Consider the following 22,391-nt stretch of genomic DNA (forward strand, 5'->3'; position numbering starts at 1 on the left):
CGGCCGATGGTGTGGCTGGGGACCTTCGAAGTGACCGAGGCGCGTTCCTGCCCACCGCCCGAGCCGTTGTCGTCCTCCGTCGAGATCGACGCGCAGGGTGGCTACTGGGCCATCGAGAAGCTTCGGAAGACGTTGGACTCGACGTTCACGGTGCGGGATCTCTCGTCCGCGTCGGGGGACCAGGAGCGGGAGCTGCACGTGCGACTCGAGAGCCGGTGACGGATCGTCGGTTCTCGACGGCGGGGGGGGTTGGTTCCCCCACCCCCCCCCCCCCCCCACCCCGCGGTCAGCCCTGCCGCACCGGTACCACCACCATCTCCGCGACGTTGACGTTGGGCGGGGCCGCGGTCGCGAAGACGACGGCCTCCGCGATGTCGTCGGCATGCAGGGGTTGCACATCGGTGCGCAGACGGGACAGTGCCGCCCGGGTCTCGGCGTCCCGCATGTCGGCGCCCAGCTCGGTGGTGGTCACCCCCGGCTCGATGTTCTTCACGCGCACTCCGCGCGGACCGAGTTCGGCGCGCAGATTGCGCGTGAGATGGGCCACGGCCGCCTTGGTGGCGCAGTAGACGGACCAGTCGGGGAAGAGCAGATGCCCGCCCACGGAACCGACGTGGACGAGGTCCGCCGGGCCGCCGCGGGAGGCCGCCGCGAGGAGATCGTCGGTGAAGGCGCGGGAGGTGTGCAGCAGACCGCGCAGATTGACGTCGATCATGCGGTCCCACTCGTCGGTCGCGGCGCGCTCGAAGGGGGCGCCCAGCATGACGCCGGCGTTGGCCACGACCAGGTCGACGGTGCCGAGCGCCCCGGTGACGGCGGCGGCCGCCCGAGAGACCGCCTCGGCGTCGGTCAGGTCCACGGGCACGGGCAGGACCGTGCCGTCGGCGGAAGGGCGCAGTTCGTCCGCCAGCGCCTTGAGGCGGTCCTCGCGGCGGCCCAACAGCGCGACGCTCGCTCCGCCGGCGGCGAGGCGCCTCGCGGTGGCCGCGCCGATCCCGCTGGTGGCACCGGTGACGACGGCGACGCGGTGGGTGAGGTTCCAGGTGTGTGTCATGCCGTCAACGGTGGGACCGGCCCCGGCCTGGGACCAGGCCGTGTCACCCCGAGGAGAACGGATCGTAGGAGTACCGCGGCCACCTTGTGGACTCCCGTGGGCCGGTGAACGGCCTAGGGTCGAGCGCATGGACAGTGACAACCGGCTCGGTCTCTTCCTGCGCGCCCGCCGTGCCCTGGTCCGGCCCGAGGACGCGGGGCTGCCGGCCGGAAGCCGGCGCCGGGTGGCGGGCCTGCGCCGCGAAGAGGTCGCGGTGCTGGCCGGGGTCAGTACCGACTACTACGTGCGCCTGGAACAGGGACGCGAGCGGAACCCCTCGGCGCAGGTGGTCGACGCCCTGGCGCGGGCCCTGGGCCTGGAGGAGGACGCCGTCGAGCATCTGCACGGGCTGGCCCGACCCGTCGCCGACCGGTCCCGCGCTTGGCGGTCCGAGGCGGTGAGCCCCGTACTGCTGCGGATGATGGAGGACTGGCACCGCACTCCGGCGGTGGTCCTGGACCGGTGCCTGACCGTGGTGGCCCGCAACGTCCTCGGAGGCGCGCTGTTCGCCGGTCACACCCACAGCGGGGACCTGCTGCGGCTGGTCTTCCTCGATCCGGACGCGCGCGGGTTCTATCCGGACTGGGAGCCCGTGGCGGTGAACACCGTGGCCGCGCTGCGGGCCGCCGCCGGAACCGGTCACGAGGACCCGCGGCTGGTCGCCGCGGTCGGTCAACTGTCGCTGCGCAGCGAGGAGTTCCGCAGGCTCTGGGCCCGCCACGACATCCGCCGCAAGACGCAGGAGAACAAACGCTTCCGGCATCCGTTGGTCGGTGAACTGACCCTGGACTACGAGTCGTTGACCGTCAACAGCGCCCCGGGCCAGCAGTTGGTCGTCTACCGGGCCGAGCCCGGCAGCCCGTCCGAGCAGGCGCTCGCACTGCTGGGGAGTCTGGCCGCCGAGAAGTTCGACGTGGCGAGCGGCAAGGACACGTACCGCTGAAGCCGCCGACGTGGCTCGGATCACCCGTCCCCGGTTGTGCAACTAGTTGCATAAAGGGTCCGCGGTCCTCTACAACAGAGAGGCACGAGACCGCGACGGAGGGGCCCCATGAGCCGTTACCCGCACCTGCTGAACCCGCTCGACCTGGGCTTCACCACGCTGCCCAACCGCGTTCTGATGGGCTCCATGCACGTGGGCCTGGAGGAGGCCGAGCGCGGCTTCGAGCGCATGGCCGCCTTCTACGCGGAGCGGGCCCGCGGGGGAGTGGGCCTGATCGTCACCGGCGGCATCGCGCCCAACGACGAGGGACGGCCCTACGAGGGCGGCGCCAGGCTCACCACCGACGCGGAGGCCGAGCAGCACCGGCAGATCACCGAGGCCGTGCACCGCGAGGGCGGCAGGATCGCGATGCAGATCCTGCACTTCGGCCGGTACGCCTACCACCGGGACCTCGTCGCCCCCAGCCCCCTCCAGGCGCCGATCAGCCCCTTCCCGCCCCGCGAACTCACCGACGCCGAGGTCGAGCGGACCGTCGACGACTACGCCCGCGCGGCCCGCCTCGCCCGGCAGGCCGGCTACGACGGCGTGGAGATCATGGGCTCCGAGGGCTACCTCATCAACGAGTTCATCGCCGCGCAGACCAACCACCGCACCGACCGCTGGGGCGGCTCGTACGAGAACCGCATGCGCTTCCCCGTGGAGATCGTGCGACGGGTGCGCGAGGCCGTCGGCGAGGACTTCATCATCGTCTACCGGCTGTCCATGCTGGACCTCGTCCCGGGCGGCTCGACGCTCGACGAGGTGATCACGCTCGCCAGGGCCGTCGAGGCCGCCGGGGCCACGATCATCAACACCGGCATCGGCTGGCACGAGGCCCGCATCCCCACCATCGCGACCTCGGTGCCGCGCGGCGCCTACACCTGGGTGACGAAGCGCCTCATGGGCGAGGTGTCGATCCCGCTCGTGACCACCAACCGGATCAACACCCCCGAATTGGCCGAGGAGTTGCTCGCCGACGGGTACGCGGACATGGTGTCGATGGCCCGCCCGATGCTCGCCGACCCGGAGTTCGTGAACAAGGCCGCCGAGGGGCGCCCCGAGGCCATCAACACCTGCATCGGCTGCAACCAGGCCTGCCTCGACCACACCTTCAGCGGGAAGATCACCTCCTGCCTGGTCAACCCGCGCGCCTGCCACGAGACCGAGCTGGTGCTGTCCCCGACCCGGCTGCGCAAGCGTGTGGCAGTGGTCGGAGCCGGCCCGGCAGGGCTCGCCTGCGCGGTCTCCGCTGCCGAACGCGGCCACGAGGTCACCCTGTTCGACGCCGCGAGCGAGATCGGCGGCCAGCTCAATGTCGCCCGCAAGGTCCCCGGCAAGCAGGAGTTCGACGAGACGATCCGCTACTTCCGCCACCAGCTCGACGCCCACGGTGTGGACGTACGTCTCAACACCCCCGTGTCCTCGGGCGACTTGGACGCCTATGACGAGGTCGTCGTGGCCACCGGCGTCACCCCGCGCACCCCCGACATCCCGGGCGTCGACCACCCCAGCGTGGTCGGCTACCTCGATGTCCTGCGCGGCGGCGCCCCCGTCGGCGACCGGGTGGCGATCCTCGGTGCCGGGGGCATCGGCTTCGACGTCGCCGAGTTCCTCACCGACGGCGGTGACAAGGCGCACGAGAACCCCGAGACGTACTTCCGTCAGTGGGGCGTCGACATGGACTACACGGCACCCGGCGGACTCGCGGCCCCCGAACGCCCCGCCCCGCCCCGCACCGTGCACCTCCTCCAGCGCAAGACCAGCAAGGTCGGCGCCGGGCTCGGCAAGACCACCGGCTGGATCCACCGCACCGAGCTCAAGCACCGGGGCGTCACCATGGTCCCCGGTGTGCGCTACGACCGTATCGACGACGCCGGACTGCATGTCACCGTAGGCGAGGAGAGCACGGTCCTGGAGGTCGACACCGTCGTGCTGTGCACCGGGCAGGAACCGCGCCGGGACCTGTACGAGGAGCTCGTCGCCGCGGGCCGCAACGTGCACCTGATCGGCGGTGCCGACGTGGCCGCCGAGCTGGACGCCAAGCGGGCCATCAAGCAGGGCACCGAGGTCGCAGCCGCCCTCTGAGGCCCCTGCGGCGCCGTCCCTAGGATGACTCCATGTCACTCCCGCACGCGATCCTCACCGCACTGCTCGAAAGGCCGTCGGCGGGGCTGGACCTGACCCGCCGGTTCGACAGGTCGATCGGCTACTTCTGGTCGGCCTCGCACCAGCAGATCTATCGCGAGCTGGGAAAACTGGAGGCCGGAGGGTACATCCGGGCCCTCCCCGCGGCCCAGCCGACCCGCGGGCAGAAGAAGAGCTATGAGGTCCTGCCCGCGGGCCGCGCCGAACTCGAACGCTGGACGGCCGCGGCGCAGGACCCCAAGCCGCACCGGGACGCCCTGCTGCTGAGGCTGCGCGCGGCCGCCGTCGTCGGCACGACGGGCCTGGAGGCCGACCTGCGCCGCCATCTCGACCTGCACCGGCGGCAGTTGGCCGAGTACGAGGAGATCGAGCAGCGGGACTTCCCGCCCGGCAACGACAGCGCGCAGGCCAGGCTTCAGCACCTGGTCCTGCGCGCGGGCATCGAGCTGGAGACCTTCTGGACGCAGTGGCTCACCGAGGCTCTGCGGGAGCTGGACCAACTCCCGGACAGCTGAAGGCTTTTCAGAAGTGCCGTCGCGCTTCAGAGGCGGTACGGCCGTGAGCGCCGGCGCAGGAACCACGCCGCGGCCACCGCGCCGACCGCCACCAGGCCGCCGCCGGCCGCCAGCGTCAGGGTGCCGTAGTCCTTGGTGGCGCCGCCGAGGCCGCCCATGACACCGCGGGACGGGGAGGCCGAGGCCGTCGCCGAGATCGTGGGCGTGGCGGACCCCGAGACGATGATCGACTGGGTGCCCGCCGTGCTGTTGTTGTGGGCGCACATCACGATGACGGTGTATGTCCCGGGGTTCACGCTCGACCAGGCCGCGGACTGCAGCGAGGTGGTCCCGGACAGGGCCACCTGTCGGCCCTGGCTGAAGTTCGCCTGGCTGCTGGTGAGCAGCGAGGCGGTGCCCCAGCCGCCGCTGGGCGCGGTACGGGAGCAGGACGTGGTCGTGACGGAGACCGTGGATCCGGAGGTGCTCACGGAGATGCCCGATGCCGCGGCGGCCGGCCCGGCGGTCAGGGCGAGCGGCAGCGCGGCGACGGCCGCGACGGTCAGGCCGGAGCGGAGAAGTAGCTGTTCAGTGCGCATGGACTGCCCTCCGGCGGCACGGTCGGCGGTACATCCGTGGCGCCGCCGAGGTGGGGGAAGCCCGTGCTGCCTCGGGGACAGCCAATGTGCCCGGGGCCCGGCGCGCATGCGGAGCTGCGCCGGACAGGTGACGGATCGCTCCGTCCGGCGCAACGTGAGCGGCCGTCATGAAGGGAGAGGGACGGCTGTCATGGGGGAGTAGCGGCGCCCGTCGTCACCGACCGTTCCACCGACAGGCCGCCCCAGGTGCCGTCGGGCAGCCGCGCCCGGATCCGCACCCGGTGCCTCTCCCCGGCCTCGCGCCCCAGGTAGAAGCTGTACGTCGCCCTCCCTCGCGGAAGTGTCCCGCCGAACACGAGCGAGGTGGCTGCCCTGCCGTCCAGGTGGACCTGGTACTCCGTGACGACACCGTCCGTCCGCGGCGGCATCCAGGACAGGTCGAGGTAGTACGCGCCGTCGGCCTCCTGCCGGGTGGTCGCACGGAAGTCCGTCGGTGCCGTGTCCCGGCCGTCGTCGCCGCCCGGTGTGGTCAGGCGGACGGCGTCCCCGGCCGGCGAGAGGTTGTCGGCCGCGTCCCGGGCCCGGACGGTGAAGGAGTAGCGGGTGCCAGGACGCAGCCCGGTGACCACGGCCGCCGTCTGGTCGCCGCCCACACTGTGGATCTTCGTGCTGCCCTGGTAGATGTCGTACGACACCACGTCCCGGTCGTCCGTGGCGGCGGCCCAGCTCAGCTGGACGGCCCGGTTGCCCGCCGTCCGGCCCCGCAGTTCGCCGGGGCGGGTCGGGGCCGAGCGGTCCGCCGCCGCGACCGCCGGAGTCGTCGCCCGCACCTCCCGGCTCGGCGGACCGAGGCGCCCCTCGGTGTCGCGGGCCCGCACGGTGAAGGCATACGGAGTGGCGGGGTCGAGCCTGATGACATCCACCATGTGATGTGAACCAGGCACATCCTCGACCTTTGTGGTGCCGCGATATACCTCGTAGCACTCGATCCCCGCGCCGACGGCGTTCCACATCACGTGCACACTGGTCGCGCTGCCCGCGGCGGCGGTGACGCCCACGGGGGCGGCGGGCAGTCGGCCGCTCTCGCCGTCGTCCGGTCCGCCCCACCCGCAGGAGCCGACGAAGACAAGCACGGCGCAGAGGCACAGGCGGACGGGAACGCCGCGCATGGCTTGCCTCCCGGGAGAACACCACTGCAATGGTCCGGACCAATATGACGCCGGGTGCCTGCCCGCATCAAGAGGGCGGACCGTGTGGGCCGAGCTGGGGAGAGTTACGCCGAGCTCGGAAGAGTTACGTATGCTGAAGGCCTTCACGGCCGAACTCGCCACCAGGTGACCGGAGTTCGTGCCGATGGCGCGGGCCGCTGTCGTCGCTGTCCCCGCGCCGTACGGGCGGCCGGGAGGCCGGGGTTCGTCGAGGACTCCGGCCCCCGGCCCCTGCCCCGTCCGGCCCTTCTGCGGTGGCCGCTCGGCTGAAGCGGCATCAGATTGGGCTGAGTGCCCGTCAATGCCGCCGAGGAGAGGGACCCTTATCGTGCGTGTCCAGTCGCTGACACTGGCCGCGGCAAGTGCCGCTCTGCTCGCCCCGACGACATCCCCCGCCGTCGAGCAGGCCGCCGCCCGGACCGAGCCTGTGGTGCGGCGCGAGGGGGCGGTCCTGGCCGCCGACCTCCTGGCCAAGGTGCGCACCTGCGAACCCGTGTCACACGGTCGCTACCGCAGCGACGACGGCACGGCCGCGACCATCCCGGTCTGCGGCACCAGGGATGCCGTCTTCTGGAAGGCCGACATGGACATCGACTGCGACGGCCGGCCGGGCAGCCGCTGCAACCGCCGCACCGACCCGCTGTTCTCCGACGCCACCGCCTTCGAGCAGTCCGACGGCCGCTATCTGAGCGCCGAAAGCCTGCCGTACATCGTGGTGCCGGCGCCGAGCCAGATCTGGGACCACCGCGAGCACGGGGTACGCGGCGGTGCTGTCGCGGCCGTCGTGTACGGGGACCAGGTGCAGTACGCCGTGGTCGGGGACGTAGGGCCCGGCCACATCATCGGCGAGGCGTCCTACGCCACCGCGAAGGCCCTCGGGATCCGTCCCGATCCGCGCGGCGGCGGCACGCCCTCCGGCGTCACCTACATCGTCTTCAGGAACACACAGGTGAAACCGATCGAGGACCACGCCGCCGCCGTCGCCCTGGGGGAGCGGCTGGCGAAGGAGTTCGTCCAGGACAAGCCGCTCCCCCCGCGTCACACCTTCCGGTAGCTGTACGCCTCCGCGGCCGCCGCCTCCACCGCGGCGAGGTCCGCTCCGGTCGCCGCCGTGACGACCGCGGCCACCGCTCCCTCGACGAACGGGGCGTCCACCAGCCGGGTGCCCTCCGGGAGCTCGTCACCCTCCGCCAGCAGCGCCTTGACGGTGAGCACCGCACTGCCGAGGTCGGTCAGGACGGCGACCCCGGCGCCCCGGTCCACGGCGGCGGCCGCCCCCGCGATCAGCTCCGCACTCGTACCGAGTCCGCCGCCCTCGGTGCCCCCGGCCGCGGCGACGGGCACCTCCGTGCCACCGCCCGCGAGCCCCTTGGCCAGTTCAGCCACGGACGCGGCGACCTCCGCGCTGTGCGACACCAGCACGATCCCGACCAGCTTCGCGTCACTCACCTGCGGCCTCCGCGAGCGCGGCGATCAGCAGGGCGGCCGAGGTCGCGCCCGGGTCCTGGTGCCCGATGCTGCGCTCGCCGAGATAACTCGCCCTGCCTTTGCGGGCCTGCAAGGGCGTGGTCGCCAGGGCCCCCTGCTCGGCGGCCATCCGTGCCGCGCCGAAACCGGTACCGAGGGCGTCGACGGCCGGCACCAGCGCGTCGATCATGGTCTTGTCGCCGGGAGCGGCCCCGCCCAGCGTCATGACCGCCTCCACCCCGGCCCGCAGCGCCTCGGTGAGCTGCTCGGCACTGACCTCACCGGCGTCCCCGAGCGCCTTGCCGGTCCGCCGCAGCAGGGTCCCGTACAGGGGGCCCGAAGCACCGCCGACCGTCGAGATCAACCGGCTTCCGGCGAGGATGAGGACCGCGCCCGGGGTGTGAGGGGCCTCCTTCTCCAGGATCGTGGCCACCGCGGTGAACCCGCGCTGAAGGTTGCTGCCGTGGTCGGCGTCCCCGATGGGGGAGTCGAGGGCGGTGAGCCGCTCGGCCTCACGGTCCACGGAGGCTGCGGTCGCCGTCATCCAACGGCGGAAGAAGTCGGCGTCGAGCACTGGATCTCCTTGCGTGGTCGGTACGTTGATCGCCTGCTCACACTCCCCAGCGCAGCCCCGGCGTCCTGACCGGCGCGTCCCACAGGCGCAGCAGTTCCTCGTCCACCTGGCACAGGGTGACAGAGGCGCCGGCCATGTCGAGCGAGGTGACGTAGTTGCCGACCAGGGTGCGGGCGACGGCGACCCCGCGGTCGGCGAGCACCCGCTGAACCTCGGCGTTGAAGCCGTACAGCTCAAGGAGCGGGGTCGCTCCCATGCCGTTGACCAGGACGAGCACGGGATTGCGCGGGCTCATGTCGTCCAGGATGGCGTGCACCGAGAAGTCGGCGATCTCCCGTGAGGTCATCATCGCCCGCCGCTCCCGGCCGGGCTCGCCGTGGATGCCGACCCCCAGTTCCAGCTCGCCGGCCGGCAGGTCGAAGGTGGGGCTGCCCTTGGCGGGCGTGGCGCACGCGCTGAGCGCGACGCCGAAACTCCGGGAGTTCTCGTTGACCTGCCGGGCGATCGCCTCCACCCGCTCGAGCGGCTGCCCCTCCTCCGCCGCTGCCCCCGCGATCTTCTCCACGAACAGCGTGGCGCCGGTGCCTCGCCGGCCGGCCGTGTAGAGGCTGTCGGTCACCGCCACGTCATCGTTGACCAGCACCTTCGCGACCTGGATGCCCTCGTCCTCGGCGAGTTCGGCCGCCATGTCGAAGTTGAGCACGTCACCCGTGTAGTTCTTCACGATGAACAGCACACCGGCCCCACTGTTCACAGCGGCCGCCGCCCGCACCATCTGGTCGGGCACCGGGGAGGTGAACACCTCGCCCGGGCAGGCCGCGGAGAGCATGCCGGGGCCGACGAATCCGCCGTGCAGCGGCTCATGCCCGGAGCCACCGCCGGAGATCAGGGCGACCTTCCCGGCGACCGGGGCGTCCCGCCGTACGATCACCCGGTTCTCGACATCCACGGTCAGCTCCGGATGGGCGGCCGCCATACCGCGCAGGGCGTCGGCGACCACGGTCTCCGGGACGTTTATCAGCATCTTCATGGCTATCTCCTGGTGATATTCAGGCTGCGAGTGCTGCTTTCGGCAGTATCGACCTTGCGGCAGCGGAGGTCACGCCGGGAGAGGTTCCGCTGTGCCGGTGACGGCCTGCGGCTGAGCCGGCCCGGCGTTCTTCAGCCCGACTGCGGCACACCGGCCAGTGAGGGGCTGATCATGTGGGACGCGGTGAGAAGGGCGCCGTGGACGGCCGAGGACGCCGCCCGTCTGACGTAGCGATCGCTGTCCGGTGGCCATACGTCACGCTCCTGGTGGATCAGAAGGGATACCGCCCCGTGCACGCTGGCACACAGCACTCTGGCCGTTTCGGTCCTGCTCGTCACAGGTACCCCGGCATCAGCGCAGGCTGCGACCTTGTCCCGGAAATATCGGAAGCATTCGTCTTCGTTCCGGCGGCTGGCCTCGGTGGCCTCACCGGCCATCACCAGTCGGTACTGGGAAGGATGACGAAGTCCGAATGCGATGTAGGCGACGCAGGTTTCGTACAGCGCCGTCACGGGGTCCGGGATGTCCCGGGACACCGCTTCCAGCTCGGTGAACAGTGAGCTCCACACACGCAGGCACGCCGCGTGGACGAGTTCCCTCTTCGAGGCGAAGTGGAGGTAGACGGCCGGCGGGCTGACTCCCGCTCTTGTTGCCACCGCTCGAATCGTAAGAGCGTCTACGCCTTCGTCTTCCAGCAGCCGATCGGCGATGTCGAGAAGCTGGTCCCGGAGCAGACCGCCCTGGCCTTTGGCGGCGCGCACCCGGGAACGGGTCACGGACATGGGTGCGTGCTCGGGCATCAGGATGTCTTCGGTTCGACGGTGGTGACCACCTGGGTCACCCGGGCGCACAGTTCGCCCTCGGCATCATGGATGTCGACCTCGATGACCGTGTTGCGTCCCAGACGCAACGGACGAGCTGTCGCGACGACGCTCGTGCGTGCCGAGCGTAGGAAATGCGTGGTCGACTCGACGGTGGCCGGCGCGGCGCCGGCTGGACCGCTGAGTGCTGCGCACACGGCGGCGCACACATCGGCGAGCCCCATCAACGCCCCTCCGTGGAGACCGCCGCCCACCGTGGAGAGGGAGTGGTCGTGCGCCAGTCCGGCTCGAACGCCGGCTTCCGTCATCTCCTCGAACTCGACCCCGAGTGTCTTGGCGTACGGCGCGAGCGCGTAGACGTCATCGGCTTCAAGTGTGACCACAGGCCACTCCTTCTCGTGGGTTAACGGCGATAAGTTATCGTCGTTAACCCAGGTGGTCAACGGGACACCCCCGAGTGGCATCGAGACAACGGGAGAATCCGAGGTGGACGTCTTCGTCATCGGCATCACGGGCGGTATCGGTGGTCTGCTCGCGCGGAAACTGCGCTCTCGGGGAGACCCCGTCCGCGGGCTGGTTCGCCGGGAGGACCAGCAGGCCGGACTCGCATCGCTGGGCGTGCACACACGCGTGGGTGATCTCTCCGGCATGACCGTGGAGGAACTCGCGACAGCGTTCGGTGACGCCGACGTGATCGTCTTCAGTGCCGGATCGAACGGCGGCAGCAGGGAGGTCACCAAAGCCGTCGACGGTGACGGGGTCGTCAAAGCGATCGAGGCGGCACGCCTCGCCGGGGTGGAGCGCTTCGTGCTGGTGTCGGTGCTCCCGGAATCTTGGCGGGAACGCGATCTCCCGGACGAGGTCGAGTACTACTTCGCCGTGAAGAAGGGTGCGGACGTCGCCCTCAGCCGCAGCGATCTGAATTGGCTGATCCTCCGTCCCTCACTCCTTCTCGACGGTCCGGGGACCGGCACCGTGTCCCTCGGGCCGGCGGAGTTCCACGGTCGGATCGCTCGCGACGACGTGGCCGCCACCCTCGCCGAACTGCTCCACGAGCCCCGGATCGGCCGGCAGATCCTCGAACTCAACACCGGGTCGACACCCGTCGACGAGGCGGTCCGGGCAAACGTCCGCTTGTGAGGCTGTCGGTCGCACGGGCAGGTGTCGCACAAACCCCGGCGCGAACCGAGGAGTTCCGCGTGGCCGTCACGGCGTGAGCAGTTCCCGGCCCAGCCAGTCGGCCGCGTCGCGGACACCGGGCAGGGCGAAGAAATAGCCGCCGCCGGTCGGGGAGATGTAGTCGACGAGGGGCTCGTCGATCAGGCGGGTCTGGGTGGCCTCGAACTGGCGCCGCACGTCCTGCTGGTAGCAGCAGAAGACCAGGCCCATGTCCAGGTTGCCGACGTCGTCGATGCCGCGGTCGTAGTTGTAACCCCGGCGCAGGATGCGGGAGTTGTCGGTGGCGGCGGTGCGCGGATTGGCGAGGCGGATGTGCGCGTCCAGGGGGATGGCCGTGCCGTGCGGGTCCTTGGCGTAGTGCGGGACGTCGGTCTCCTTGACGCCGTCGAGCGGGGCACCGGTGTCCTTGCGGCGGCCGAACATCTGCTCCTGCTCGGTCAGCGAGACCCGGTCCCAGAACTCGACGAGCATCCGGATGACGCGGATGACCTGGTAGCTGCCGTCGCGCGCCCAGGCCGGCTCGCCCTGTCCGTCGCCCACCCACACGAGCCGGTTCATCTCGCGGGCCGACGTCACCTCCGGGTTGGCGATGCCGTCCTTGAAGCCGAGGAGGTTGCGCTGGGCGCCGCTGGGGCGGGGCACGTTCTGGAAGCCGTCGACGCGCCATTTGATCTGCATCGCGCCTCGGGTGTGCTTGGCGATGTCGCGCAGTGCGTGCAGCACCGTGTCCTGGCGGGCGGCGCAGAGCTGAAGGGACAGATCGCCGTGGCACGCGGCCGGATCGAGGTTGTCGTTGGGGAAGGTCCGCATCGGGGTGAGCCGGCGCGGCTTCGCCTTCGCGAGGCCGTAGCGTTCGTCGAACAGCGAGGCCCCGACCCCTACGGTGACGGTGAGGGCGTCGGCGGGGACGTCCGGGCCGAGGATGCCGTTGTCGGAGGGCGGGGCGCCGACGCCGAGGTCGGTGGGGGTGCCGCCGGTGGTCAGGAAACGAGCGCGTGCGGTCAACGTCAGCAGCAGTTCGGCCAGTTGGGCGCGGTCGTCGGTGATGACGTCGAAGGAGACAAAGGTGGCCGCGGCCGGTGCGGGGGTGAGGATGCCCGCCTGGTGGACGCCGTGGAAGGGCACCTTCGCGGTGCCGGCGGCGTCCGCGGCCTGTGCCTCGGCCGTGCCGCCGCTCGCGCTGAGGGCGAAGGCACCGCCGGCCAGGGCCGCGCCCGCGGCCGAGGCGCCGAGGGCCGTGCGCACGAAGGAGCGGCGGCCGGCTCCCGCGGGACAGCCTGATGCTTCGGTCGACGGCATGGGGTGGTTCCCTTCAGGCTGCTGGTGCTGGTGCTGCTGGTCGTTGTTCTTCACGCGGACTTCCTGATCTCCAGCAGGTCCGGCACCGGCGCGAGGTCCTCCAGGAGCTGTCCGGTGGCCCCGTTCAACCGGCCCCGCGCGGTCGCGTCGAGACGGGCGACCGGGGTCCAACTCCCGCTCGCGTGCGCGGAGTCGAGCAGCTTCTGAAGCCGGGCGATGTCCGTGTCGACGGCGGTCAGCAGATGCGGGGCGCGGCTGGTCAGCAACGGCCGCAGGACGGTGAGGAGTTCGCGGGTGCCGGCGAGGTTGGCGTCGGCGGTGGCGAGTTCGGTGCCGCTGCCCTGGTCGGCGTCGCCGGTCAGTTCGAACTGGAGGGTGTTCTCCAGGATCTCGTGGGCGCGCAGGGGCAGGTCTCCGGGGTCGAAGTCCTGGGTGGGGAACGCCTTGCGCAGTGCGGCGGTGTCGGCGGCGAGCCGCCGGGCGGGCGCGGCCAGTTCACTCGCGTGCTCGCCGTGCCACAGGCCGTACTCGATCCGGTGGAAGCCGGAGAAGTCCTTGTCGTGCACGCCGCCGGGGAGTCCGTCGGGCCTGCCGTCGATCTTCTGGTCGTAGTCCTGGAAGGTGCCGTAGGCGGCGCCGAGCGAGGCGTAGGTGCGGTGCGCGGTCAGCCAGTCCGTGCGGGCCGCCCCGAGACGGCCGGCCTCGACGTCGTCGCTGAGCCGTCGGGTCTGCGTGACGAGGGTGGCCAGGCCCTGCTCGACGTACGCCTTGTACGACGCGAGCGGCGCCGCCAGATCGGCGGCGGAGACCGGGACGACCGCCGCCGTGGCCCCACCGCCACCCGTGACCCGGACCGCGCGCGAGGTGACCGCCTTGCCGGAGCTGGGCACACAGCGCCAGGCGTAGGTGCCGCCCGCGACGGTCGCCGCGAGATCACGGGTAGTGCCCGGAGCGAGGCCCTCGACCTCGCCGTAGACCGCGCCGGTGCCGGGGTCGATGAGGTACACCTCGGAGGTACTGTCGCCGGTGTTGTGCATCTGGAAGGTCCGGCGCCCGGGCTTCGGCGCGGTGAAGCCCTTGCCGCAGTCCGTCTCGGACACGGCCACGGTCTGGGCACCTGCGGGACGGGAACTGCCGAGGCTGACCGCCACTCCCGCCAGCGCGGCGGGCAGGGCGACGACCGCGACGGGAACCACCCAGGCGGGGCGGCGGCGAACGGGCGCCGGACGGGCCGGCTCGGTCTCCCGCGCCTTCGGAGCCGGTTGCGTCGGTCGGCCCGGCGTGCTGCGCAGGAACAGCGGCATCACGACCGCGAGATAGCCGGCGTACGCGGCCACCTGGAGCCCGGTCATGGTCGGCGTCAGGTTCAACACGCCCTGCACGAGAGTGCTGTACCAGGCTCCCGCGTCGATGCTGCCGCCGAGATCGACGGCGTACGACGTCCCGCCGGGCAGCACTCCGCCCTCCTGGAGGTCGCGCAGACCGTAGCCCAGCACTCCCGCCGCGATCACGATGAGGACGGCGCCGGTGGCGGTGAAGAACCTCGTCAGGTTGATGTGCAGGACACGCCGGTACAGCCCCCAGCACAGGCCCGCCGCGAGGACCAGGCCGATCGCGGCACCGGTCAGGGGGCCCGCGGACTCGCCGGCCGCGCGGGCCGTGGTCCACAGGAACAACGCGGTCTCCAGGCCCTCGCGGCCCACCGCCAGGAACGAGGTGACGATCAGCATGCCCGCGCCCATGCTCAGCGCGCCGGTGACCTTCTCCCGGATCTCACCGGAGAAGGTGCGCGCCGAGCGGCGCATCCAGAACACCATCGCGGTGACGAACCCGACGGCCACCACGCTCAGCGCACCGCCGAACGCCTCCTGGGCGGTGGCGGACAGGGATGCGGCGGTGAAGGTCAGCACAGCGCCGAAACTCAGGGCGAGGGAGATGGCGGCCAGGACCCCGGTCCACACCTGCGGCAGCCGGGCCCGGTCACCGGACCGCACCAGCGTGGCGATGAGAACGGAGACGATCAGTCCGGCCTCCAGGCCCTCCCGCAGTCCGATGAGGAAGCTCGGAAACGCGTCGTCCCACATGGGTGCTGCGCCCCTCCATGACAGTCGTTCTCGGCCTGCCGTGGTCGCTGGTTAGCGTAGGCACGCCTTACTTACGCCGACCATCATGAGTGCAGGCAGGCAGCTATCCGGTCATGGATCAGCAGTTATCCGGTCATCTCCCTGCCATGGGGCAGCAAAGATCGCCTCCTGTCGACCGGTCGGAGTGGGCGGAGCGGGCTGGGGCGTCAGCCCCGCAGCGGATTGGCACGGGCCGTGGCCAGGAGGTACCAGGCGGTGGCGCCGGTGTGCCGGTAGGGGTAGTAGCCGAACCCGAAACCGGTGTCGAGCGGGCTGCTCGCCGAGACGACCCCGGAACGGGCCGGAAGGGTAGTGCCGCCGATGGTCTGGGCCTCGCCGAGACGGTCCTGGGCGCGCTCGATCGAGCCGAGCAGGCGGCGGGCACGCGTCTCGTCGCCGGAGTGTCCCCGGTGCCGCAGCGCGAGCGCGAGGTGGGCGGTGCCCTCGAACCAGACGCCGTTGCGGTCGGGCCTGGGCTGGCCGTCGGCGATGGGGGCGCCCTCGTTCGCCAGCAGGCTCGCGGAGCTGAAGGTGACGCCCTCGTACGACTGCCCGACGGGAACCGTGCTGTTGGGGCGGTCGGCCGTGTCCCGTACGGCCAGCTCGGCCGCGGCCCAGTCGAGGGAGCGGGAGTGGGCCGGGGAGGCGAGGGCGAGGTGGGTCCAGGTCTGGGTGTCCTCGGGGATCGGGGACTTGTTGATCGTCACGCCGTCGTTGGTGCCGGTGTAGAAGAAGCCCCCCGACGGCTCCCACATCTTCTCGACGAAGGCCCTGGCATGCGCACGACGCTCCCGCCAGACCTTGTCCCCGGTCAGCCGGGCAAGCCGCCCGAACAGGCCGACCAGGTCGGTGTTGTGCTCGGTCGAGCTGAACGGCAGCCTCTTGTCGGCCCCGTCGACCCCGAACTTGTAGCCGCCGAGCGGCTCGTCGGTCCGCGCCACCCGCTCGATCCACTCGCCGATCCGTACCGCGCCGTCGAGGAAGCGCTGCTGACCGGTCCGCCCGGCGAGCGAGCTGAGCGCGACACCGGCCCACGCCATGTCGCCCACGGCGGTCCCGGTGAAGCCGAACTGCGTACCGACGTTGGCCGTGCCGTCGGCCTTCACGAACCCGTCCGGCTGCGGGGAGCCGTCGTAGAAGGTGTACGGCCCGACGTTGTACGCCTGCCGCAGTCTGCCGTCGTCGTGGGCGGGGTCGTGGGCCTGGGCGTAGAGGAGTGCGTCACCGAGGGCCACGGCCCGGTTCCCGCCCGAGGGGTCGGCCAGGAGGGCCAGGATCGTGAGGGCGTTGTCGTAGGTGAACGCGGTGCTGAATAGGCCCGCCTGGTCGGCGTAGCTCTGCGCGAGCCGGATCGTGCCGTGGTCGGGGTACCCGTCCATGGCGGCGGCGAGGAAGGCCTGCGCACGGCGGGGCGCGGAGGTCGCCGACCCGCCCTGCGTCGCCTGGGCCGGACCGGTGCCGGTGGCGGTGAGGACTGCGGCTCCGATGCCGCTCGCGATGAGCGTACGGCGGCTGAGGGGCCGGCGTGGGCTGCCGTTCATGGGTCTCCTCGGAAAGAGGGGTTTCGGCTGGAATTCTGAGAGCGCTCTCAAAGGGGCTGGCTCATTGTGCTGGAGCACTCGGGGCGGGTCAACGTCCGGGATACGAACAGCAGTTGCCTCCTGGGGCTCACCCCATGGGAACCGATGCCCGACGACGACCGGGAGTGAGCGGAGATCCACTGGCACGACAGGCCCCATCCCGCACCGGCCTCCGAGGCGATCCACCAGGTCATGCGGCACACGTGGGCGTCGACGTGGGGTGCCTCTGGACGGCGGGGTGGCTCTGGACGAGGGGCCCTCGGCCGAACGGCCGAGGGCCCCTCGTGCTCGGTGGCTGTTCCTGGCCGAACGGCCGATGCCGCCAGAGGGGACGCGATCAAGAATCGATCAGGAGTAGGCGCCACCTGACCGTGAGCGGCCGCCGGACCGCTGAACGGAGACGTCTCCCATGACCACTGCTGTCGCGCTGCCCCCTGCCCGGGTGGACCGGGTCGCACCGCGCAGGACGTGGCCCGGACACCGGCTGCGGGGGTTCCTGCACCGCCGCCGAATCCCGCTGCTCGCCACCGTGACCACGCTGCCGCTGTATCTGGTGTGGGCGTTCTTCCGGGCGAACGGGGGCGGGGACCTCGCGGCCCAGGAGACCTGGGCGCGCTTCGCGGTCGAGCACGGCGACTCGGCGTACGGCCTGTTCTGGTTCGGCGGCGCCCACACCGCCAACTACAGCCTGATCTCGCCGTACCTGATGGGTTTCTTCGGAGTCCGCACGCTCGCCGTGGCCTCGGGGCTGGTCGGCGGCTGGCTGGTCGCGGTCCTGGTGCTGCGCTGCGGGATCAGGCGGCCACTGCCGCCCGCCCTGCTCGCCGCGTTCGGGCTGTGGACCAACGTGGCGGCGGGACGTACGACCTTCGCACTCGGCGTCGCCTTCGGCCTGGCCGCCTGTGTGCTGCTGGTGGGGGAGCGGCGGACGGTCCTCGCGGCGGGGTACGCGCTGCTGGCGACGGCGGCGAGTCCGGTCGCCGGACTGTTCCTGGTCACGGCCGGCGCGGCGCACCTCCTCGCGCGTGACTGGAGGCGGGGCGGGGCGCTGATCGTCCCGCCGTTCGCCGTGGTGGCGACGACCAGCCTGCTGTTCCCCTTCCACGGCCAGGAGCCGATGGCCTCGGGCCGGATCCTGTGGCCCTGTCTGCTGGGCACGGCCGTCGCCCTGTTCGCGCCGCGAGGTCTGCGGACGTTGCGGCTGGGCGGCGCCGTGTACGCCGTCGGGGTCGTGCTGGCCTTTCTGATCCCCTCGCCGATAGGCACCAACGTGGAGCGGCTCGCGCTGATCTTCGCACCGGCCGTGCTGCTCGCCGCCCTGCTCTCGACGCACCGCCGCGCCCGGGCCCGGCGCGGTGTCCTCGCCCTCGCGCTGGCGGGCTCCCTGTTCTGGCTCGGATCGGGGACACCCACCTCGTTCCTGCGTGGCAGCGCCGAGGTCCCCGCGTGGGCCGCCGACACCGACGGGGTGCTGCGCTCCCTGGACCGGCTCGGCGCCGACCGCGCCCGTGTGGAGGCCGTTCCCGCCGACGATCACCGCGAGGCGGCCCTGCTCGCACCGCACGTCAATCTCGCCCGCGGCTGGAACACCCAACTCGACATGGAGCGCGGCCGGTTCTTCTACGACGGCACCTTCTCGGCAGCTGGGTACCGGGCCTGGCTGGACCGCTGGGCCGTCGGGTTCGTCGTCCTGCCCGACGCCGTGCCTGACCGGTACGGCGCGGCCGAGGCGCGGTTGGTGCGCAGCCGGCCTGCCTGGCTGGAACCGGTGTGGAGCGACGCGCACTGGCGGGTCTACCGGGTGCGGAACGCGGTGCCGCTGGTGTCGGCGCCCGCCACCGTGGTGCGCGCGGCGGCCGCCGAACTCGACATAGGGATGCCGTCGTCGGGCTCTGTGACCGTGCGGGTCGCGTACTCGCCGTGGCTGCGCGTCGACGCCGGATGCCTCAGTGCACAGGGCGAGTTCACCCGGCTGACGGTCAGAAGTGCCGGGTTGTACCGGATCGGTTCGGCCTATCTCGCACCCGATTCCGGCGCGGGCGGATGCTGATCTTCGGAAGGCTGTTGTGCCGTGCCCGTAGGGATCAGCCGGCCGGCCACGACGGGACCAGCCTGCCGTGCGCGATGAGGGAGGCGGCCTGTTCGAGGCGTCGGACGCGGATGCTGACGCCGTGGGCGTCGATTCCGGGGACGGCCGCCACGCGTGTGGTGAGGTAACGGTAGAAGTCCTCCGCGGCACGGCAGTTGGCGACGACCATGATGTTGTGGTCGCCGCTCATGCATGGCGCAGGCGAAGGCCACCTCCTCGTGCTCGGCCAACTCCTCGCCGATCCGGTGAAGATGTGCCGGGCCACCCGCAGCCAGAGGGTGGCGTTCAGGCGGTGACCCAGCCGCTCCGGGAGCAGGTCGACGTCGGAGGTGAGCGCGCACCCGAGGACTCCGGGACGTCGAGCCGTCGGGCGACGCGCGCTTTGGACCAGCCGGCGAGTTCGGCGAGCCGGGTGTGGGTGGTACGGCCGTCTTCCGCGAGGGCGTCGAGCAGCGGGGTGTCCTCGGCGGTGGGTGCCTGGAAGGGGCCGGTGGGCGCAGGCGGCCGGTCGGCGGTGAGCCGCGCCGTCTGGCGTCCGGGTGGGTGGTGAGGTGCCGGTTCGCGCGGGGGTGTGGGGCGCCGGCCCACGGGGGCGCGCGGCACGGCTCGGTGGCGGGATGCCGGTCGGCCGGTTGCGTTGGTGCGGGTCCGCAGGTGGCGTGGGGTGGTCGGGCGGGTGGTGGGACACCGCTCGAGCAGTGGTGGGGAGCGTGGCGTGGCCGGTCAGTCGGGTTGTATGACGCCAGTCCAGGGCGGTGCGGCACGGTCCCGTGAGGGCGGAGGGCGGAGGGCGGAGGGCGGAGGGCGGAGGGCGGAGGGCGGAGGGCGGTGCGCCACGGTCACCTGCCGGTGTGGGACGACGACCCGCGCCGGTTGGGGATCGGCGAGGGAAGGGGCGTTGGCCCAGCCGGGGGCAGCGGCGCGGATGCCGACCGTTGGCCCTCGCACCCCCTGGGTACCCGTGTGCCATGAGCAGCCCCTTCCCGCCCCACGCACTGCACGACTACGCGCTGCTGGCCGACGGCGAGCGCGGGGCGCTGATCGGGCCCGACGGGGCCATCGGGTGGCTGTGCGCGCCCACCTGGCACGACGAGGCGGTCTTCGCGGGACTGGTCGGCGGGCGGGGCACGTACGCCGTCACTCCCGCCGGACGGTATGTCTCCGGCGGCTACTACGAAGAGGGCACGCTCATCTGGCGCAGCCGCTGGGTCACCGACGACGGGATCGTCGAGTGCCGCGAGGCGCTGGCCTTCCCCGGCGACCCGGACCGGCTCGTCCTGCTGCGGCAACTGCACGCGCTGGACGGCCCCGCCCGGGTCTCAGTCGTCCTCGACCCGCACAGCGGATACGGCGCGACACCGATCGACCCCGGCTCGGTCCGCCGTGGCGACGACGGAGTGTGGGAGCTGCGCACCGGCCGGCACCGAGTGCGCTGGCAGGGAGCCCCGCAGGCCGTCATCGCGGAGCGGGGTCTGACCGCGGAGATCCAGCTGAGGCCCGGTGAGCGGCACGACCTCGTCCTGGAGTGCGCCGTATCCCCCCTGCCGGCCGAACCACCGAGGCCGGAACGGGCCTGGGCCGCCACCGAAGCCGCCTGGCACGAGACGGTCCCCGCGCTCGACGGCACCGCCGCACCCCGCGAGGCACGCCGGGCGTACGCCATCCTGCGCGGCCTCACCGCACACGGCGGCGGCATGGTCGCGGCGGCCACCACCAGCCTGCCCGAGCGCGCCAAGGAAGGCCGGAACTACGACTACCGGTACGTGTGGATCCGCGACCAGAGCTACGCCGGACAGGCCGCTGCTGCCGTCGGCGCCCATGACCTCCTCGACGCCTCCGTCGGATTCGTCACCGCGCGCCTCCACGCGGACGGGCCCCGCCTGGTACCGGCGTACACCGTGCACGGCGACCCCGTTCCCGCCCAGCGCGGACTCGACCTGCCCGGCTACCCCGGTGGTTTCGACCGCGTCGGCAACCAGGTCTGCGAGCAGTTCCAGCTCGACTGCTTCGGTGAGGCCCTCCTGCTCCTCGCCGCCGCCGAACGCCATGGGCGCCTGGACGAGGGCCACTGGAAGGCGCTGGAGATCGCCGTGCGGACCATTGCCGACCGGTGGCGTGAACCCGACGCCGGGATATGGGAGTTGAGCGGCCAGCTGTGGACCCACAGCAGGCTCGTCTGCGTCGCGGGCCTGCGGGCCGTCGCCGCGGCAGCGCCCCGCCACCCGCTCGCCGACGCCTGCACCGCCCTGGCCGGCACCCTCCTCGACGCCGTCGAGCGGACCTGCCTGCACCCCGACGGTCACTGGCAGCGCACCCCCGACGACCCGTCCGTGGACGCCGCCCTGCTGCTGCCCGGCATACGGGGCGCCCTGCCCGCCGCCGACCCGCGCACCCGGGCCACCCTCGCCGCATGCCGTCGGGAACTCGCGGACGACCACTTCCTCTACCGCTTCCGCCACGACGAACGCCCCCTGGCGGAGGCAGAGGGCGCTTTCGTGCTGTGCGGGTTCGTCATGGCGCTCGCCGAACACCAGCAGGGCCGGACCGTCGAGGCGTACCGCTGGTTCGAACGCAACCGGGGCGCCTGCGGGGCCTCGGGGCTGTACGCCGAGGAGTTCGACATCGCCCAGCGTCAGCTGCGCGGCAACCTCCCGCAGGCGTTCGTGCACGCGGTGCTGCTGGAGGCGGCCGCCCGGCTCGGTGAGTGACCGGGCGCCCGCCTCCAGCAGTTCCAGGGCTCTTCCAGCGGTCACCGCAGGGCCCGGCCGCGCGGCACGGCCGTGGACGTCAGCCGCCCCCGGCCGTGGACGTCAGCCGCCCCCCGGCCCACCGCTGCCGAACGAGCCGCTGCTGCCGTCGTCCCAGCGAGGACGTTCGCCCGCCGGGCCCGTCCGGGTCGGACTGTTGCCGTGCTGGGGCATCTCGTGCGGGGTCAGGCGGGTGTCGCTCCTGGGCACCTCGTCGGGCTCCCGGTGCTCCCTGACCTCACGGACCGGCCCGCCCTCGGGCAGCCTCGGCTGTTCCTCGGGAGTGGGCCGACGCGACTCCCGGCGCTTGACGCGGGAGCCCAGCCAGAAGGCACCGATCAGCACCGCCACGACGACCACACCCGCCGCGATCACTCCGGCCGCGAGGCCGCCCCGGCCCGCGGCCAGATCCATCCATTCGGTGTTCAGGGCTTGGTTCATGTCACGCGAGTACCCCTGGACCTGCGAGCGAATCGACCCACCCGGGGGACGCAAGCCCCCGGGAACGCCGGGTTTGGCCGCCCGGACCCCGGCTACCCGCCTGTCGTGACGACTTCGACTTCTCAGCAGGAGCTCTTCCGGTTCCTTGAGGACCGCTTCGCGTGCGCCCAGGCGTGTACCGAGTGCGCACGGGCCTGTGCGCTGCGCGCGAGCCTGGTCGATCCGGACGGTACCGAGGAACAGGAACTACTGCGACGCAAGGGCATCATGTGCGCCGAGGTGTGCGACGCGACCTGCCGGGTCCTGTCCGAGGAGAACCACCTCGACGAGGCCAGCATCCGCGTCCAGCTGGAATGGTGCAGGTCGGTCTGTCTGGAGTGCGCCCAGGTCCTGGACCGGCACGCCGGCAACGAGGACGCGGCCAAGGCATGCCGCGAGTGCGCCCAGGCGTGCACGGACTTCATGGCGACCCTCGTCTGACCGTTCCCAATTTCTGGAACACGTTCTACCGTGTGCGCCG

The 22,391-nt window shown here is 71.9% G+C and carries 22 protein-coding genes and 1 pseudogene; 9 read left to right on the top strand and 14 right to left on the bottom strand.

Going from position 1 to position 22,391, the window contains the following annotated elements; genetic code table 11:
* Positions 1–219, top strand: a pseudogene (locus tag ACFVYN_RS03090) (hypothetical protein); the annotation flags it as partial.
* Positions 220–286: 67 nt separating this feature from the next.
* On the opposite strand, the gene ACFVYN_RS03095 reads toward ACFVYN_RS03090, so the two are convergent.
* Entirely contained in the window at positions 287–1,054 is a 768-nt protein-coding gene (locus ACFVYN_RS03095) for an SDR family oxidoreductase (RefSeq protein WP_389991660.1), read from the bottom strand.
* Between the two features lie 127 nt (positions 1,055–1,181).
* Here ACFVYN_RS03095 and ACFVYN_RS03100 point away from each other — a divergent pair, with 127 nt between their 5' ends.
* The 3 genes from ACFVYN_RS03100 to ACFVYN_RS03110 all read left to right on the top strand — a co-directional run bounded on the left by ACFVYN_RS03100 (position 1,182) and on the right by ACFVYN_RS03110 (position 4,735).
* The gene (locus ACFVYN_RS03100) at positions 1,182–2,036 is read left to right on the top strand and encodes a helix-turn-helix transcriptional regulator (protein WP_389991663.1); all 855 of its coding nucleotides are present in this window, start codon (positions 1,182–1,184) and stop codon (positions 2,034–2,036) included.
* Positions 2,037–2,144: 108 nt separating this feature from the next.
* Positions 2,145–4,160 carry an FAD-dependent oxidoreductase gene (locus ACFVYN_RS03105; RefSeq protein WP_389991665.1) on the top strand — a complete coding sequence of 672 codons (2,016 nt, stop codon included), beginning with the start codon at positions 2,145–2,147 and terminating at the stop codon, positions 4,158–4,160.
* A gap of 32 nt (positions 4,161–4,192) precedes the next feature.
* Entirely contained in the window at positions 4,193–4,735 is a 543-nt protein-coding gene (locus ACFVYN_RS03110) for a PadR family transcriptional regulator (protein WP_389991668.1), read from the top strand.
* 26 nt (positions 4,736–4,761) lie between these two features.
* Here ACFVYN_RS03110 and ACFVYN_RS03115 read toward each other — a convergent pair whose 3' ends face one another.
* Together ACFVYN_RS03115 and ACFVYN_RS03120 are read right to left on the bottom strand one after the other, a co-directional pair.
* Positions 4,762–5,313, bottom strand: coding sequence for a hypothetical protein (locus ACFVYN_RS03115; RefSeq protein ID WP_389991671.1), 552 nt, complete (start codon positions 5,311–5,313; stop codon positions 4,762–4,764).
* Between the two features lie 188 nt (positions 5,314–5,501).
* Positions 5,502–6,482: a fibronectin type III domain-containing protein gene (locus ACFVYN_RS03120; RefSeq protein ID WP_389991674.1), complete on the bottom strand. Its 981-nt coding sequence runs from the start codon at positions 6,480–6,482 to the stop codon at positions 5,502–5,504.
* Between the two features lie 367 nt (positions 6,483–6,849).
* Between ACFVYN_RS03120 and ACFVYN_RS03125 the strand changes: the two genes are divergently transcribed.
* Positions 6,850–7,575, top strand: coding sequence for a glycoside hydrolase family 75 protein (locus ACFVYN_RS03125; RefSeq protein ID WP_389991677.1), 726 nt, complete (start codon positions 6,850–6,852; stop codon positions 7,573–7,575).
* On the opposite strand, the gene ACFVYN_RS03130 is transcribed toward ACFVYN_RS03125, so the two are convergent.
* The 5 genes from ACFVYN_RS03130 to ACFVYN_RS03150 all read right to left on the bottom strand — a co-directional run bounded on the left by ACFVYN_RS03130 (position 7,560) and on the right by ACFVYN_RS03150 (position 10,856).
* Positions 7,560–7,970 (bottom strand): PTS-dependent dihydroxyacetone kinase phosphotransferase subunit DhaM, encoded by a 411-nt coding sequence (locus ACFVYN_RS03130; protein ID WP_389991679.1) that lies wholly within the window; start codon positions 7,968–7,970, stop codon positions 7,560–7,562. The genes ACFVYN_RS03125 and ACFVYN_RS03130 overlap by 16 nt on opposite strands.
* Complete coding sequence (gene dhaL / locus ACFVYN_RS03135; protein ID WP_389991682.1) at positions 7,963–8,562, bottom strand: dihydroxyacetone kinase subunit DhaL; 600 nt, start codon at positions 8,560–8,562, stop codon at positions 7,963–7,965. Before dhaL ends, ACFVYN_RS03130 begins: the two co-directional genes overlap by 8 nt.
* 37 nt (positions 8,563–8,599) lie before the next feature.
* The gene (gene dhaK, locus ACFVYN_RS03140) at positions 8,600–9,592 is read right to left on the bottom strand and encodes a dihydroxyacetone kinase subunit DhaK (RefSeq protein WP_389991685.1); all 993 of its coding nucleotides are present in this window, start codon (positions 9,590–9,592) and stop codon (positions 8,600–8,602) included.
* A 131-nt stretch (positions 9,593–9,723) separates the two neighbouring features.
* A complete protein-coding gene (locus ACFVYN_RS03145) occupies positions 9,724–10,374 on the bottom strand; it encodes a TetR/AcrR family transcriptional regulator (protein ID WP_389991688.1) in 651 nt (216 codons plus the stop codon).
* A gap of 17 nt (positions 10,375–10,391) precedes the next feature.
* Entirely contained in the window at positions 10,392–10,856 is a 465-nt protein-coding gene (locus ACFVYN_RS03150) for a PaaI family thioesterase (RefSeq protein ID WP_389991691.1), read from the bottom strand.
* 43 nt (positions 10,857–10,899) lie between these two features.
* On the opposite strand from ACFVYN_RS03150, the gene ACFVYN_RS03155 reads away from it, so the two are divergent.
* Entirely contained in the window at positions 10,900–11,553 is a 654-nt protein-coding gene (locus ACFVYN_RS03155) for an NAD(P)H-binding protein (protein ID WP_389991694.1), read from the top strand.
* A gap of 66 nt (positions 11,554–11,619) precedes the next feature.
* Here ACFVYN_RS03155 and efeB read toward each other — a convergent pair whose 3' ends face one another.
* From efeB to ACFVYN_RS03170, 3 genes are all read right to left on the bottom strand, one after another.
* Entirely contained in the window at positions 11,620–12,891 is a 1,272-nt protein-coding gene (gene efeB, locus ACFVYN_RS03160) for an iron uptake transporter deferrochelatase/peroxidase subunit (RefSeq protein WP_389992236.1), read from the bottom strand.
* Positions 12,892–12,941: 50 nt separating this feature from the next.
* Positions 12,942–14,975, bottom strand: a complete 2,034-nt coding sequence (gene efeU / locus ACFVYN_RS03165) for an iron uptake transporter permease EfeU (RefSeq protein ID WP_389991697.1) — start codon at positions 14,973–14,975, stop codon at positions 12,942–12,944.
* Positions 14,976–15,181: 206 nt separating this feature from the next.
* A complete protein-coding gene (locus ACFVYN_RS03170) occupies positions 15,182–16,555 on the bottom strand; it encodes a Tat pathway signal sequence domain protein (RefSeq protein WP_389991700.1) in 1,374 nt (457 codons plus the stop codon).
* 448 nt (positions 16,556–17,003) lie between these two features.
* Between ACFVYN_RS03170 and ACFVYN_RS03175 the strand changes: the two genes are divergently transcribed.
* A complete protein-coding gene (locus ACFVYN_RS03175) occupies positions 17,004–18,644 on the top strand; it encodes a hypothetical protein (RefSeq protein WP_389991703.1) in 1,641 nt (546 codons plus the stop codon).
* Positions 18,645–18,678: 34 nt separating this feature from the next.
* Here ACFVYN_RS03175 and ACFVYN_RS03180 read toward each other — a convergent pair whose 3' ends face one another.
* Together ACFVYN_RS03180 and ACFVYN_RS03185 are read right to left on the bottom strand one after the other, a co-directional pair.
* Entirely contained in the window at positions 18,679–18,873 is a 195-nt protein-coding gene (locus tag ACFVYN_RS03180; RefSeq protein ID WP_389991706.1) for a hypothetical protein, read from the bottom strand.
* A 95-nt stretch (positions 18,874–18,968) separates the two neighbouring features.
* Complete coding sequence (locus ACFVYN_RS03185) at positions 18,969–19,286, bottom strand: AsnC family protein (protein WP_389991709.1); 318 nt, start codon at positions 19,284–19,286, stop codon at positions 18,969–18,971.
* Positions 19,287–19,651: 365 nt separating this feature from the next.
* On the opposite strand from ACFVYN_RS03185, the gene ACFVYN_RS03190 reads away from it, so the two are divergent.
* Entirely contained in the window at positions 19,652–21,391 is a 1,740-nt protein-coding gene (locus ACFVYN_RS03190; RefSeq protein WP_389991712.1) for a glycoside hydrolase family 15 protein, read from the top strand.
* Between the two features lie 102 nt (positions 21,392–21,493).
* Here ACFVYN_RS03190 and ACFVYN_RS03195 read toward each other — a convergent pair whose 3' ends face one another.
* Entirely contained in the window at positions 21,494–21,871 is a 378-nt protein-coding gene (locus ACFVYN_RS03195) for a DUF6479 family protein (RefSeq protein ID WP_389991715.1), read from the bottom strand.
* 105 nt (positions 21,872–21,976) lie between these two features.
* Between ACFVYN_RS03195 and ACFVYN_RS03200 the strand changes: the two genes are divergently transcribed.
* Positions 21,977–22,351, top strand: coding sequence for a ferredoxin (locus ACFVYN_RS03200; protein WP_389991718.1), 375 nt, complete (start codon positions 21,977–21,979; stop codon positions 22,349–22,351).
* Positions 22,352–22,391: the final 40 nt, after the last annotated feature.

The organism is Streptomyces sp. NPDC058307, assembly GCF_042880295.1.
Taxonomy (GTDB): domain Bacteria; phylum Actinomycetota; class Actinomycetes; order Streptomycetales; family Streptomycetaceae; genus Streptomyces.